Origin of the sequence: Brevibacillus sp. GCM10020057 (assembly GCF_042683565.1) — a bacterium.
Classification (GTDB): domain Bacteria; phylum Bacillota; class Bacilli; order Brevibacillales; family Brevibacillaceae; genus Brevibacillus.
In genome coordinates this window covers 633,994-647,982 of sequence record NZ_JBHUJW010000043.1, presented here as the reverse complement: position 1 = coordinate 647,982, position 13,989 = coordinate 633,994, and the positions used below count along the sequence as shown (strand labels likewise).

General features: G+C 49.0%; 14 protein-coding genes. 10 read left to right on the top strand and 4 right to left on the bottom strand.

Features of this window, described 5'->3' with window-relative positions; genetic code table 11:
• Positions 1–57 precede the first annotated feature (57 nt).
• Together ACFSO0_RS16855 and ACFSO0_RS16850 are read right to left on the bottom strand one after the other, a co-directional pair.
• A complete protein-coding gene (locus ACFSO0_RS16855; protein WP_376882097.1) occupies positions 58–984 on the bottom strand; it encodes an aldo/keto reductase in 927 nt (308 codons plus the stop codon).
• 182 nt (positions 985–1,166) lie between these two features.
• The gene (locus ACFSO0_RS16850) at positions 1,167–2,741 is read right to left on the bottom strand and encodes a glutamate synthase-related protein (protein ID WP_376882095.1); all 1,575 of its coding nucleotides are present in this window, start codon (positions 2,739–2,741) and stop codon (positions 1,167–1,169) included.
• Between the two features lie 239 nt (positions 2,742–2,980).
• Between ACFSO0_RS16850 and ACFSO0_RS16845 the strand changes: the two genes are divergently transcribed.
• The 5 genes from ACFSO0_RS16845 (at position 2,981) to ACFSO0_RS16825 (ending at position 6,847) form a co-directional block, all read left to right on the top strand.
• A complete protein-coding gene (locus ACFSO0_RS16845) occupies positions 2,981–3,385 on the top strand; it encodes a GntR family transcriptional regulator (RefSeq protein WP_376882092.1) in 405 nt (134 codons plus the stop codon).
• Positions 3,385–4,098: an ABC transporter ATP-binding protein gene (locus ACFSO0_RS16840; RefSeq protein ID WP_376882089.1), complete on the top strand. Its 714-nt coding sequence runs from the start codon at positions 3,385–3,387 to the stop codon at positions 4,096–4,098. The genes ACFSO0_RS16845 and ACFSO0_RS16840 overlap by 1 nt, the downstream gene beginning before the upstream one ends.
• Positions 4,095–4,856 carry an ABC transporter permease subunit gene (locus ACFSO0_RS16835; protein WP_376882086.1) on the top strand — a complete coding sequence of 254 codons (762 nt, stop codon included), beginning with the start codon at positions 4,095–4,097 and terminating at the stop codon, positions 4,854–4,856. The genes ACFSO0_RS16840 and ACFSO0_RS16835 overlap by 4 nt, the downstream gene beginning before the upstream one ends.
• 58 nt (positions 4,857–4,914) lie before the next feature.
• Positions 4,915–5,418, top strand: a complete 504-nt coding sequence (locus ACFSO0_RS16830) for a CcdC protein domain-containing protein (RefSeq protein ID WP_376882084.1) — start codon at positions 4,915–4,917, stop codon at positions 5,416–5,418.
• Positions 5,419–5,662: 244 nt separating this feature from the next.
• A complete protein-coding gene (locus ACFSO0_RS16825) occupies positions 5,663–6,847 on the top strand; it encodes an acyl-CoA dehydrogenase family protein (RefSeq protein ID WP_376882082.1) in 1,185 nt (394 codons plus the stop codon).
• Between the two features lie 251 nt (positions 6,848–7,098).
• Here ACFSO0_RS16825 and ACFSO0_RS16820 read toward each other — a convergent pair whose 3' ends face one another.
• The gene (locus tag ACFSO0_RS16820; protein WP_376882081.1) at positions 7,099–7,590 is read right to left on the bottom strand and encodes an SRPBCC family protein; all 492 of its coding nucleotides are present in this window, start codon (positions 7,588–7,590) and stop codon (positions 7,099–7,101) included.
• A gap of 20 nt (positions 7,591–7,610) precedes the next feature.
• Positions 7,611–7,946 (bottom strand): ArsR/SmtB family transcription factor, encoded by a 336-nt coding sequence (locus ACFSO0_RS16815; RefSeq protein ID WP_376882080.1) that lies wholly within the window; start codon positions 7,944–7,946, stop codon positions 7,611–7,613.
• Positions 7,947–8,118: 172 nt separating this feature from the next.
• On the opposite strand from ACFSO0_RS16815, the gene ACFSO0_RS16810 reads away from it, so the two are divergent.
• From ACFSO0_RS16810 to ACFSO0_RS16790, 5 genes are all read left to right on the top strand, one after another.
• Positions 8,119–8,568 carry a MarR family winged helix-turn-helix transcriptional regulator gene (locus tag ACFSO0_RS16810; RefSeq protein ID WP_376882079.1) on the top strand — a complete coding sequence of 150 codons (450 nt, stop codon included), beginning with the start codon at positions 8,119–8,121 and terminating at the stop codon, positions 8,566–8,568.
• Between the two features lie 54 nt (positions 8,569–8,622).
• Complete coding sequence (locus ACFSO0_RS16805) at positions 8,623–9,489, top strand: permease (protein WP_376882078.1); 867 nt, start codon at positions 8,623–8,625, stop codon at positions 9,487–9,489.
• A 13-nt stretch (positions 9,490–9,502) separates the two neighbouring features.
• A complete protein-coding gene (locus tag ACFSO0_RS16800) occupies positions 9,503–9,655 on the top strand; it encodes a hypothetical protein (RefSeq protein WP_376882077.1) in 153 nt (50 codons plus the stop codon).
• 198 nt (positions 9,656–9,853) lie between these two features.
• A complete protein-coding gene (locus tag ACFSO0_RS16795) occupies positions 9,854–10,102 on the top strand; it encodes a hypothetical protein (RefSeq protein WP_376882076.1) in 249 nt (82 codons plus the stop codon).
• A gap of 1,284 nt (positions 10,103–11,386) precedes the next feature.
• Entirely contained in the window at positions 11,387–12,694 is a 1,308-nt protein-coding gene (locus tag ACFSO0_RS16790) for an MFS transporter (RefSeq protein WP_376882074.1), read from the top strand.
• Positions 12,695–13,989 lie beyond the last annotated feature (1,295 nt).

Here is a 13,989-nt window from a genome sequence, read left to right as displayed (position 1 = left end):
CAAAAGCGAAGGCAGAGAGCAGCAGCCTTCGCTTTTGCGTTTTGGCACTAGTTGGCCCTATGGGACGATGTTGCCGGCAGCTTTGTAGATTTGGTACCATTCTTCTCTGGTCAAGCTCACATCCACACTTTTGCAGGCGTCCTTGAGCCTTTGCGGATTGGTCGTTCCGAGCACGACCTGGATGCGGGCGGGATGGCGCTCGATCCATGCGACAGCGATGGCCGTGCTCGTCACGCCGTATTTTTTGGCGAGCGCATCCAGAACATCGTTCAATTCCGGAAAATTCGTCCGATCGCCGATGAATGGGCCCTGGAAAAATCCGTGCTGAAAAGGCGACCAAGCCTGCAGGGTAATGTCGTGCAGGCGGCAATAATCGACCACGCTGCTGTCCCGATTAATCGCCTGGTCGACCTTCATGTTAAACGTCATGCCTGAGTCGATCACGGGAGTATGTGCGATGCTAAACTGGAACTGATTGACCACCAGCTTGCAGGGAAGGGCGCGCTGGAGTAGCTCAATCTGCGCAGGCGTATGGTTCGACACGCCAAAGTACCTTACTTTTCCCTGACTGTGCAGCCTGTCAAACGCTTCGGCTACTTCCAGCGGCTCGACCAGCGGGTCCGGGCGATGGAGGAGCAGAACGTCCAAATATTCCGTCTTCAGCCGCTTCAGAATGCCATCGACGGACTGCAGGATATGCTCCTTGGACAAATCGTACATGTTTTCTTTGGTGCGGATGCCGCATTTGCTCTGGATGATCATGCTCTCGCGAATGCGGGGACTCATCTGCACGGCATCGGCAAAAATTTCCTCGCAAACCCCCTGGCCGTAAATGTCGGCATGGTCGAAGAACGTAATCCCTTCTTCCATTGCCGTCTTGATCAAGACTTCTGCCTCGGGCACGGTAAGCTGCTGCAACCGCATGCATCCGAGAATCAAGGACGATACTTCCAGATCCGTATTGCCCAAACGTACGTATTGCAAACAAAGTCCCTCCCTTATTTTGGCACAGATGCTGTCCTCTCCCTGATTATAGTCGAACACTCCCATGCATGGCTACAACCGGTATTCACCACAACTATGCCCCAAAGCGAGCAGTCTGCTCCTTCGGGGCTTTTTGTAAACAATGTCCAGACGTTGTTTATGGCAAAAGGTGTGGCTGCTGCTTACACCGCCGGCTCCGGATAAGGAAACAAGTCTATTACGCGGAAGCTCTGTCCTTTTTCGTCGGTAAAGACGACATGCTCGCGGTTCAGCTTCCGGGGGCTGTCCAGTCCGCAAGCAGCCGTCAAGGAAAAGACCCCTTCCCGCAGCTGGAGAATGTAGTTCATCACACGCCATTGCTTCTCCTCAGGCGCAAGCGCTTCCTGGTACTTGGAATCCGTCGTCGTGATGCCTGTCGGACATTTTCCGGTATGGCATTGCATCGCCATGATGCAGCCGTTGGCCATCATGAAGCCCCGCGCGGAGTTGACGCAGTCTGCGCCGAGCGCCAGCGCGATCGCCACCTTGTCCGGGGTGATCAGCTTGCCGGATGCAAAAATTTTGAAGCGATCGCGCACGCCGAACTTCCTCGCCGTATCGTCCAGGATGAGCAGAGCAGCGTACAGCGGCAAGCCCATTCCGTCCGCCATCGCTTTGAAGGTGGCGCCAGAACCGCCCTCCGAGCCGTCCACCGTGATGAAATCGGGATAAATGTCGAGGTCGATCATCGTCTGGAAGAATGGTTCCAGCCGTTTGGGGTCGCCGACGACGATCTTCACGCCGACCGACTTGCCGCCTGCTTCCTGTAACGTTTGGATAAACTGCAGAGCTTCTTTGGGGTTGGTCAAAAACTCGAAGCGATTAGGCGAGTTCACCGTCTTGCCGACAGGTACGAGCCGGGCTGCCGCGACTTTTTCCGTCACCTTGGAGCCTTCCAGATGGCCCCCGCGGATTTTGGCGCCTTGATGGAATTTCAGTTCAAACGCTTTGATATTCGTGATCTGTGCTTTCGCCTTGTATTCCTCCAGTGAAAATTTCCCTTCCTTGTCGCGGTAGCCAAACATCCCCGGCCCGATCTGCGCCACGATGTCGGCTCCGGTCTCCAGATGGACATCGGCCACGCCGCCTTCACCCGTATTGATCCACGACCCGCCCGCCATGCGAGCGCCGTTCCCTGTGGAGATGATATAGTTCTCTCCGACAGCCCCATACGAGGTGGCCGAGGCGCCGAACATGCCTTTGATGCGCCACGGATGACGGCGGTTTTCCCCGACCACGATTGCATCTTCATCCGGCAGCAGCCAAGGCTTGACCTGGTCAACCACCCATTTCTCCCTGCGCGTGAACAAGCCTTCGTATGTAATGACGTACTTTTTGCCGGTGACCAATGTATCGTTGTCGACGCGAAGCTCGGATGTCAGCCGGGGGAACATGGCATTCGACAAGTAGAAGCCGGGCTTCTCATAGTCTCGCCTGCCGCCAAACGAAATGAGGTCCGTCCGGTACTTCGCGGCATAGACCAGCCCGACGAAATCAGCCCGGGAGAACGGCTTTCCTTCCGTATCATTGTCAAACCAGTATTGGCGAAATTCCGGACCCAGCTTTTCGAGCAAATACCGGACCCACCCGAGAAAGGGATGGGAGCGGATGATGGAATGTTTTGGTTTTTTGGACAACGCATACATGTACCCGAGAAAACAGACCGGGGGAAGGAGCACAATAATCAGCAAAATGACCAGCAGCACGTTCGTAAACAAATGCCAAACCTCCTATAGCGCAGCAATGAAAGCCAAGTTGATCGTAGTATTCCACATGCTGCCAAGGCCCATTCGACCGGACGGGTGATCAACGGGATCTCGCATGCAATGCGGATCGCTCGCACACGTCCTACGGGCTGAAAAGCGGTTTTTCCAAAAATGTATGTCGTACCACTTGCATTACGTGTATTAATTCGTATAATACACTATAGACACATAATAGGGCAGGAGGTAAGCCCATGGAAGAACAAAAGGTTGGCGCATTGCGGTTCAGCATTGATTTCAGCCAACCACTTTATGAGCAGGTGTTGGATCAAGTCAGAAGCGCTATCGCAAAAGGAGAAATCAAATTGGGAGAAAAAATGCCTTCCGTCCGTGAGTTGGCCCTGGAGCTGCGCATGAATCCGAACACGGTGATGCGCGCCTATCAGGAACTGGAGCGCGACGGATTGACGGAAAAACGGCGGGGACAGGGAACCTATGTCACTTCATCGGCGGATCGCGTGCAGTCGTTTCGCACGCAGCTGGCAGCGAAGTACGTGGATCAGTTTCTCGAGCAGATGGCCAGTCTCGGTATTTCCCTGGATGAAATTCAGGGCTATATCAACCAAAAATATTCGCCAGACAAGGGAGGTACCCGCTGATGACACAGCCTGTTGTCGCCGCGTCGCAACTGACGAAGCGTTACGGCAAGAAACATGCACTCGACCAACTGAATGTGACCATCCCCTCCGGCCGCATCGCAGGAATTCTCGGTCCAAACGGTTGCGGCAAGTCGAGCTTCTTTCGGGCACTGACCGGTTTGATCCGGCCTGACGGAGGGAAGCTGGAGGTATTCGGGCAGACCCCCGGCTGGCAGACCAATCATCTTATTGCCTATTTGCCGGATCGGGCACGGTGGTATCCGCGGCATACGGCGCAGCAGGCGTTTGAATGGGGGGCGTCGTTTTTGCCGGGATTTGATCTGGAAGCGGCCCGCAAGCTCGCCCGCTATATGGACGTTGATTTGGACATGCGAATCGGGGGGATGAGCAGAGGGCAGGAGGCGAGAGTCATGCTGATTCTTTGCATGGCCCGCCAGGTTCCGCTCATCATTCTCGACGAGCCGTTCGCCGGAATTGATGTCATTTCGCGCGAGGCGATTGTTGCCGGTCTCATCGATTACCTGGCGGAACGGGAACAGTCGGTGTTAATCAGCACACACGACATTCACGAAGTAGAAGGGTTGTTTGACTACCTCGTGCTGATGGATCAGGGCCGGGCGATTTGGAGCGGCGATTCGGATGTGCTGCGGGCAGAACACGGGTCTCTCCATGACGTGTTCCGGACGTTTTATAAAAAGGAGTGGAGTCGATGAACTCGCATACGTTTTGGGCACTCGTCCGTCACGAGTTCACTTGCAAGGGGAACAGAAGAAAGCTGTCCCGCTCGCAGTCGACTATACAATGGCGGGCGATTTACCTGACGATCCTCGCCCTGTTCGGAGCGGGTACAGCCGTCTATTATGCCGTCCACGGACAACTCCCCTTGCAGAAACTATGGCTGGTAGCTATCGGGTTTCCGTATATACTGCTCGCTCTTGCTGTAGCGATGCTGAAAAGGGAATGGGACAACGAGACGCACGGCTGGTGGCTCACGCTTCCGTATTCGCGGATGGCGCTGGTCGGCGCGAAGTTCGTGGCGGCCTGGCTGCGGGTGGCGGCAGTGTGTGCGGGCGCGTTTGTACTGATCCTGCTGTTTGCCGGGATGATTGCGCTGCTTCTGGCTCCCTATACGTCGGCAGATGTGCTGTCTACCTTGCTGACGGGGCTGAACGTGATTCTGATTGTGATCGGGTACGGCCCGTTGATTCTCTCTTTTGGCCTCATGCTGGCGACGATGAGCTACACAACGCTGCGTCCTTTCACTCCGCTTTTGTGGATCGGGGTCATGATCTGCCTGAGCATGTTCTATAACGGCATCCACGTGCTGTTTCCCCAGTCGTTTCCAGGACAACTGCATCTGCTGTTCCCGTATTCCTGGGCAGTCTGGGCAGGAATGGGGATCAGCTGGATCGCCGCTTATCTGTTGATCCGCTTTTCGGCATGGATGCTCGACCGAAAATTGACGATATAGCACAGCAAGAGCTTTTTCATAGGTTTTCATAGGAATAGAGGAAAGGACTGACACGAATATGCAATCATTGATTTCCCTGGCGTTTCCCTTGGTGATCATCGGTTTGGTGTTGTGGATCAAAAGCAAGAGAGAAAGAAAGCCGATCAAAGGGAGAGGTTTGAAAATCCTGGCGCCCGTGCTGGTGATGGCTGTAGTCTTTCCCTTGAGCTTGTACCAGCTGATGCACATCCCAGGCAAACCCTTTCATGCACCTGCTCTCTGGGAGATGGTGCTTGCAGGATTGTTGGGGGTCCTGTTTGGCGCCGTGATGCTGAAGCAAACCGAGTATGAATGCAGAGAGGACGGCATGATTTACTTGAAGCCGAACCGTTACTTGCGCTACATCCTCATCGCGCTCGTGCTGCTTCGCCTGTCGTTGACGCAATACTTCAAAACAGCCGATGTCGTGGAAATATCCATATTGATGATCCTGATGGCGGGTGTGTACCTGGGCATCTGGAGAATCGGGAGCTACATCAAGTTTTCCAGGACGTTGACAGCCGCAACGCGCATATCTCCATAATCCGCAAGCAGGCCGCAGGCACCTTTCGTGTCGCGGCCTGCTTGTTTGAGTCCTTTTCTGTCGCTGTACACTCTGGCGGATCGCAGCCAAAGCCGCGATTGAACAATTCCGGGAAAGCGACTATGATAACAATGAAAAGCAAGGCAGCAAGCAGCGCGCGTTCAGGCGGCTGCCTTTCATGACTCGAGCGAAAACCGCCGCTGCAGACGACTGACTGTAAATGGATACACGGGAGGTGCAGAAATTGACGATAGCGAAAAAGAAGGACCCATTCATTCGGAACGAAAAAGAAGCCAGGCTGGTGGAAATGGCTGCTGAGCTGGCCGCGCGTTTCGCTGAAAGGGCGCCGCTGCACGATCGCGAGGGCAGCTTCCCTTTTGAAAATTTTCAGGATTTGAAGGACGCGGGATACGTGGCTTTGACGGTTCCTCGCGAGTATGGCGGCGAAGGTATCTCGCTCTATGAGCTGCTACTCATACAAGAGCAGCTTGGCCGGGGAGACGGCTCAACCGCCTTGTCCATCGGCTGGCACATGGGGCTGATCTTGCATTACCGGACGACTCGCTCGTGGCCCGAAGAGCTGTTCCGTTCGTTTTGCCAGGAAGTGGTGGAGAAAGGCACGCTCCTGAACCATTTTTCTACGGAGCGAATGTCCGGCAGCCCGAGCCGAGGCGGAACTCCGCAGACAACGGCGAAAAAGACGGACGGGGGCTGGCTTCTGTCCGGCAGAAAGACCTTCAGCACGCTAAGCCCTGTGCTCGATACGTTCCTCGTCTCGGCCAGCATCGCGGCTCGGAATGAAGTCGGGGTTTTCCTGATGCGTTCCTCGGATCGCATCACCATCGAGGAGACGTGGGACACAATCGGCATGCGGGCAACGGGAAGCCACGATGTCATTTTGGACCGCGCCTTTGCTCCAGACGACGCGTTGATCAGCGCCTATCCCATCGGGCAGAAGCCGAAAGCCTCGAGCGATGCCAGCGCCTGGCTGCTGCACATTCCAGCCTGCTATCTCGGGATTGCCCTTGCAGCACGGGACTTTGCCGTCTCATTTGCGAAAAACTACCATCCTGCCAGCCTGCCGTCACCGATAGCAGACCTGCCCACGGTCCAGCAGCAAATCGGTCTCATGGAAGCGGAGCTCCTCACCGCCCGCCATCTCATGTACGCCATCGCAGACCGCTGGGACACGCAGCCGGAAGGGCGTCTGGAGCTGATCCCGGAACTGGGTTTGGTCAAATATGTGGCGACGAACCATGCAATTGCCGTCGTGGACAAGGCGATGCGGATCGTAGGCGGGGCGAGCCTGTCCCGTTCGCTGCCGCTCGAGCGGATGTACCGCGATGTGCGCGCAGGGCTGCATAATCCGCCGATGGATGAGAACGTGATTCGCAATTTGGCGCAGCGGGCGCTTGAACAATGCGAATAGCGGGGAGGAGGGGGCAGCTGTCCCAGTCGACTGCCTCCCACGGAAGCAGGAAAGCCTATTTAATAGGGGCTGTCCAAAAAGGGCAGAATTGCGAAAATCACCAAATTGAAAACCATTGAATTTTCAACGTTCTTGAACGGCAAAAGGGGCGTCTCCAAGTCAAAAATCGACTTTTGAGACAGCCCTTTTTCGTAACCCCAAAGCGTGGAAAGTAGTTCTCTATTTGCTTGCCATCGTTCTGCCTATGCTTATTATGATATCTTCAACAAATATTCTGCCAGTTGATCGAAGGTACCAGAAAACCCTTCTTTAACCATGTCTTTTGATTCACGAAAGATTTTGTCCTCTGCCTCGGTGGGGGATACGGGGGCCAAAACCACTGTCAAGATCGTTTTTCCTTCACTCTCGGTGAACGTCAATGTAGTCAGGGTTCCCATTGGCCAATTTTCGTCAAAGGGTGCTCGTACCTTGTTACCTTCCGCATCAGAAAAGTAACTGGTGTAAACAATTTTCTCTGATTCGACAATTTCACTGTATTCAAATTTCACCCACATTTTATTGCCGTCTTCAGGTTTCTGGCTGTAGTGAAAGACCCCACCCGGACGGAAATCTGCTTGAAGAACCTCAAATGCCCATCCTTTTGGCCCCCACCAGTTCTGAAGATGTTCGGATTTGGTGAATGCTTGAAACACGAGTTCACGTGGGGCCTCGAAAGTGTGTGTAAGTTTGATTTGAGCTGACATTGTGATTCCTCCCAATCAATTTATTGATCATTATTTGCAGGTTCTCTTTCTTGCAGACCCTGCAAATAATCATCCAAATGGTTGAATTTTTCTTCCCAAAGATCTCGGTAATTTTTCAGCCAAAAGTCTAAAGCCTTGAAGGGCTCTGACCTCAGTTTGTAGATGCGACGATTCGCTTCAGCGTGAAATTCTACCACCCCGGCTTCATATAATACGCGGAGATGTTTGGACGCCTGGGGTTGTCGCATGGAAAGTCGATCAGCAATTTCACCTACGGTTAGAGGTCCTTCGTGCAGTAAGTCTACAATTTGCAACCTGCTTGGCTCGGCAAGAGCGCTAAAGAATTCCGTTTTCATTCCCCAACAATCAGCCCCTTGCCCGAATAAGGGGGATTTTGGGAAAGTCATGGAGGACCGTTCTTGAGCCTGCTGGCGTATGTGACAAAATGGAATTCATCAAAAGAATTTGATGAAAAATAGGTTGCATTTTGCAAATAACAAGTGTATAAAGAGGGTAGGAGGTGAGGAAGTGGAAAATATACGCGAAATCGTACAGACCATGACTCGACGTATTGGGCTTTTGAACAAGAACTGTTGTTCAGTGGAGGGCATTGACGTATCCGTTGCACAAAGCCACATTCTATACGAGATCAACCGGACTCATCAGCCATCCATTCAACAAATTGCCGAGATTTTAGGCATGGATGTCACGACATTCAGCCGCCAGGTTCAATCGCTGGTTGAGGCAGAACTCGTAAAAAAGACTCCCTTTGCAGAAGACCGCAGGGTGCAAATCCTTTCCTTAACAGAAAAAGGGGAGCGGATTCACGATTATATTGAGAAGATCATGAACACATACTACGATGACATCTTCTCTCACATGAGCGAATTTGAAAAAGAAACGGTGATTCGTTCCCTGCAACTATTCAACCATGCGATGGCAAAAACAAAGCAATGCTGTAATCCTGTGGGTGGCTAAGCCCATTTTTCACCACATATATTTGCATAATGCAAATAAAGGAGGGTGGCACGCGTGTGGCTTGAAGTACTAAACAGCTTTTTATGGATTGCCCTGGAGTTGACGGTATTGTTCGTTGTGATCTCATTCGCCATCAGTCTGCTCCAGAGCTTTATCCCGTACGAGAAGGTTGAACGATTCTTGGCAGGGCAAAACAGAGCACTGGGAGCATTCATGGCATTGGTATTTGCTTTCGTGACACCATTTTGCTCTTGCTCAACCATACCGGTGGTTGTGAACTTGCTAAACAAAAGAATCCGCTTCGGGATCGTGATGGTGTTCCTGTTTGCCTCACCGGTTCTGGACCCTACAATCATTACCTTGATGGGGGCGATGCTTGGGGTAAAGGTTGCGATTGCATACACGGTCATTACCTCGGTATTATCTGTCATCATCGGATTTGCGCTGGAGCGATTAGGGTTTGAAACTCAAGTCAAACAAGTCGTCATGACGGGATACAACGAGACAAGTAAGTCTTTCAACATCAAAACTGCTTTTGCCGAGACGATCGGGTTGATGAAATCGGTTTATCCATATCTCATCATTGGCGCTGCGATCGGTTCTGTCATTCATGGTGCAGTACCTACCGAATGGATTACGACCTACATCGGCGGCGATCAGTGGTGGATGGTGCCCATCGCAGCCATCATCGGCATTCCGCTATACATCAGGCTTTCAACGATGATTCCGATCTCCCAAATTATGATTGCCAAAGGGATGGCTCTCGGTCCCGCAATGGCACTCATGATCAGCTCTGCCGGGGCAAGCCTGCCGGAACTGATGCTGCTGAACTCGATTTTTCGGAAGCGGTTGGTTGGAGCGTTTGTTGTATCCGTGTTCACGATGTCCACGATTTCTGGTCTATTATTCTACTTGATCTGAGGAGGAGTATCATATGGGATTCTTGAAAGGTTTGCTTGGGAAAAAAGAGGGTTCTTGCTGCAATGTGAAAATCGAAGAAATCAAGGAAACAAAAGATTCTTGCTGCAGCGATGAAGAGCCGGTAATAAAAGAAGCAGAGCAAAAGAGCGATTCGTGTTGTAAATAAATCGTACAAAGGGGAAGCGGGCCATGAACCTTTTCGTTCGCAAAGCAAGTGAAGCAAATCTTTCTTCCAATCTTGGCGATCCACAATCAAGGGATTGGTGACCGTATTGCAACCCTGGAGTCAGAGGAGAAGGATGACGCGTACATCCGCGTTGATGTGATAGCCATGGAAAAATTGCTTGAAGGAGGTGCGGGAGTCGTGAAAGTGAATAGGGGAAGTGTACTGAGTAAGCAATATTTTCTGGCTTACCTTTCTCATGTTATGCGAGTTTTCCAATGTAATGCGGAAGAGGCAAAAGTCAAAACAATGGAACAGTTTTTTCGAGGAGACTTGCAAGCTTATGGTGATGACACACGCGAAAACTTCACAAACGCTTTTATGGAACTCACTCGAGCAAATGCAGTGGCTTCCGGCATAGCGAAGACGGAAGTGGAAACAACGAGTTGAGTAGTCCTATTATCAAACAAATCAATTTTTTCGTCCTTTGAGGCACCTTATTAAGTCGAAATCAGGAGCTGAGTTCTTCGGCTCCTGATCCTGGTTCGATTGCGACATCTATTTAATTTCCGTTCATGAAATGACATTACATGAACGGAAATTAAAGCAAAGAACAATTCGTATTATGGCCTTATGACCCTTGATCGGGATTATCTGAGCGATACGATTTTCTGCATAGGTAAAAAATCTCCACTGAAAAGTTACCAGACCCGTGCAAAAAATAAGTGACACCCCCAATAAACTATGGATAACGAACTCGAGCTCGAGCTCAATATTGCAGCTATAGACATCATTACACAGCACATAACCAGTTCGTATACATGGAGTCATGTTCATGGCAATAATGCTCCTAGAAATGAATGCAGTTGTCTAGTGACAACAACTTAGGTGATAAAATTGTAGCATATGTTCCGATGAAAAAGGGATTTAGCTACTACCGTACCCCAAGTTATTGTCATTTTTTATTGACAACAACTTGGGGTATTGACGTTTTTTAACTTGGTAATCGGAGGGAGAAGATTTTTATCTTGCCATGGATCATGAAGAGGAATTCCGTTAAATCGTTAGAAATTTCTAATCATTTCTGCTTTCAATAAGTACGAGGAGGCATACAAGATGAATTATATTCCTCTATTAACAAAGCGAAACGGGTACATACGGGAATAACTTCTGGTATGTCTACAGTCCAAAAACAAAACGGAATCTCCAATTGTTTAGTGATTTAGAGTATGAGCACTGGCTTCTCACCGAACTTGATCCAAACGTGATTAGTTTCTGCGAGCAGCCGTTGAAGATTGAGGGATTCTATGGAACGCAAGAAGTAAATAGCATCTTTGACATGTAGATCAATTGGAAAGACGGCACACAAACTTTCGTGGAGATCAAATATGAATATGAATACGGATACTCCCTTAAGCCAGATTGCTACCGAAACAGGAATTTCCCCCAATAAATTGATTTATTTCATCAAGAGATACCTGTCAGTTGATTCAAAAGGGGGAATATGGGGGTTTCGAGCTCGAAGCTTGTAGACTTCCAGGGATCTCCATGAATGAATATCCTTTCACGACAAGTGATTTAGGAAGACGGGCCGTTTACCGATATGTAAGCAAGTAAAAAATCAATTTGCAACAGAAGCTGCCAAAAAATACGGGGATGATGCCGCCCGTCAAATTGCAGGTACTGGAATAGGCCAAAAGAATATGTGAAATTTTATGCATTGGAGCGAAAAGCTTGACTTCCAATAATCAACAATTTTATTCTGTCTTACCGAGAAATAATCGAGCCTTCCGAAACCTTTATTATGCCCATGCAATAAGCACGTTAGGGGATTGGTTTACTTCGATTGCCCTCATGATCGTGGTGTACAATGTTACACAATCAGGTCTGATGGTTAGCTTTACATTGATTACAAAAGCGTTACCTTCCCTTCTGATCAGTCCATTTCCTGGTGTCATTATTGATCGAGCCAACCGTAAGAAGATCATGATAGCATCTAATTTGAGAAACGCGATCTTGATCCCGTTTCTCATTCTAGCTCAGGACCACATCTGGATTGTGTTTATCGTGAACACGCTTACGAGTATCTCATCTGTCTTCTATTCACCGGCTAGGCAATCGGTGATCCCTCAAGTAGTGGAGGGTAGTAAGCTTACAATTGCCAACACGCTTTCCAGTACAACCTGGGGAGTGATGTCGGTACTAGGGGCATCACTTGGGGGGATCGTCAGTGAATATTTCAGTGTGAGCGCAATCTTCATAATGGACAGTGCTACTTTTGTCGTAGCTTTATTTTTTATCTGGTTCACCGATATTCCTGCAGCGGGTGCTAATAAGAGAAAGCTTACTTTCTTTCAGGACATGAAGCAAGGGTTTGTTTTTGTTTGGAAAAGTCCCATCATTCTGGCTCTAATTGCAGCAGGTTCTTCTTGGGGAGTCGTAGGTGGAGCTTATCAGGTATTGCTCACGTTTTTCGGGATGGACGTTTTTGGGGGAGGGAAAAACGGTGTTGGCTTATTGTACGCAGTCCAAGGAATTGGTGTGATCTTGGGCGGCTGGGTTGTGAAAAATCCACAAGCACGCTGGAATTATCAGGCGCAGCATGAAGTGAGGGCGCAGATAGCCAGGCTCTATCCGGAAGAACATTTTGTACAGGCGACGGTTATTTTCCATGCGAAAGAGCATGAGCTAAATCAAGTCGTGCCAGATTACAGCCAGATCCGAGCAGCTTACCCTGACGAAGTCAAACTACATGTCTACGCAATTGTGTTTGCATCAGTGACGGAGCAAAACAAGCGGGAGCACGCCGAAAAAATCACTGCCCTGCTCACGTTTTTGCAGAAAGCGGGTAATAAAAAGTTCAGCGTAGAAGTGGATTACTTTGATCCAATGATGGAGATGAGAGAGAAAGAAACCTTAGCAACGATGGGAACTCATGAGTTTACGTTAACCTATAAAGATCAGCACGAGTATCGTGTGGAGATTCCTCTTGAACGTGCAGCAATCACTCAGACACCTCAGCAGGTAGAAACGTATTTTTAAATCAATGCGCAGGAAGTAAGCCAAAGCGAGAGAGACCAATAAATAATGGGGGGAGCTAAAGGTAACAATAAAATTTTATGGTTACTTCAAAAGCGGCGTATGGATAAAGACTTAAACCCGGAATGGAACAAAGGGCGGAGGAACATAACTGAAAAACTAGTTCAAAATTGAGTATGCGGGGAAAGGGGGACAGATGAAAAGAGAGGCCAACAGAGATTGGAATGTATTTTCACCAATTTTTTCCAACAAAAATAAATCAAATTTATTAGCGAATTTAATTACATTTAATTAATTTAATTACGATGAATTTCAGTTCATAAAATTGTCATTTCATGAACTGAAATCAAAAAAAACATTTCGTTTTATGGCCTTATGACTCTTGATCGGGGCTGTCTGAGCGATACGATTTTCTGCATAGGTAAAAAATCTCCACTGAAAAGTTACCAGACCCGTTCAAAAAATAAGCGACGCCCCCAATAACTATTAGCTATGGATAACGAACTCGAGCTCATTTCTCATCATTGCAGCTATAGACATCATTACACAACACATAACCAGTTCGTATACATGGAGTCATGTTCATGACAATAATGCTCATAGAAATGAATGCAGTAATGTTACGTCAACAGCTGCTTGCTTGTCACGCACATCCCGGCGAATCCTTTTCTTTTTATAAGTTTACATAATATATATTATCGGACTCAAACAAAAAGAGCGCATCACAACCAGGGGACACCTCCTACTAGGTTTTTCCGGCGCGATCTTTCACAATCATTTCAGGCGAAGATAAACATGATGGCCATTCAACATCATGTCCGTTAGATGTCAGAAATGTTTCCTGTTTATTCAGCAAAGACTTTCAGTAAAACATTTGTTTCTGGAAGATTTCCAGTGGCTGCCGTTACGTTACGCATTGTAAGATTCAATGTCCATCCGTAATGACCAAGCTGATCTGTCTGGCACGGCACGCCGAACTGTTATTCGTCTTGATAACTGCAAACGCCGATACTCACTAAAATACACTCACCAAAATACACCCCCAATGAGGCCGAATGTTAACTGACAGCCGGCGCCCAGTACCAATCTTCATCAATCAAAAAAATTAAATGAAATCAAAAAAATTCACATATATTTTCAAAGAATGCGTTTACATTTTTTGGACTTTCTATTATACTATAATCAGGATAAATATAACTAAAAACCATAGGAGGTCCCCCATGAGCAAGACCAATCCTAAAACGAAAAATACGACGACTCCCCAAAAGAAACGCTCCTATCAGGATACATTAAACAAT

Bases quoted from the DNA above. Each gene is read 5' to 3' on its own strand.
- ACFSO0_RS16845 (WP_376882092.1), top strand. From the start codon at position 2,981: ATGGAAGAACAAAAGGTTGGCGCATTGCGGTTCAGCATTGATTTCAGC.
- ACFSO0_RS16840 (WP_376882089.1), top strand. From the start codon at position 3,385: ATGACACAGCCTGTTGTCGCCGCGTCGCAACTGACGAAGCGTTACGGC.
- ACFSO0_RS16835 (WP_376882086.1), top strand. From the start codon at position 4,095: ATGAACTCGCATACGTTTTGGGCACTCGTCCGTCACGAGTTCACTTGC.
- ACFSO0_RS16830 (WP_376882084.1), top strand. From the start codon at position 4,915: ATGCAATCATTGATTTCCCTGGCGTTTCCCTTGGTGATCATCGGTTTG.
- ACFSO0_RS16820 (WP_376882081.1), bottom strand. From the start codon at position 7,590: ATGTCAGCTCAAATCAAACTTACACACACTTTCGAGGCCCCACGTGAA.
- ACFSO0_RS16815 (WP_376882080.1), bottom strand. From the start codon at position 7,946: ATGAAAACGGAATTCTTTAGCGCTCTTGCCGAGCCAAGCAGGTTGCAA.
- ACFSO0_RS16800 (WP_376882077.1), top strand. From the start codon at position 9,503: ATGGGATTCTTGAAAGGTTTGCTTGGGAAAAAAGAGGGTTCTTGCTGC.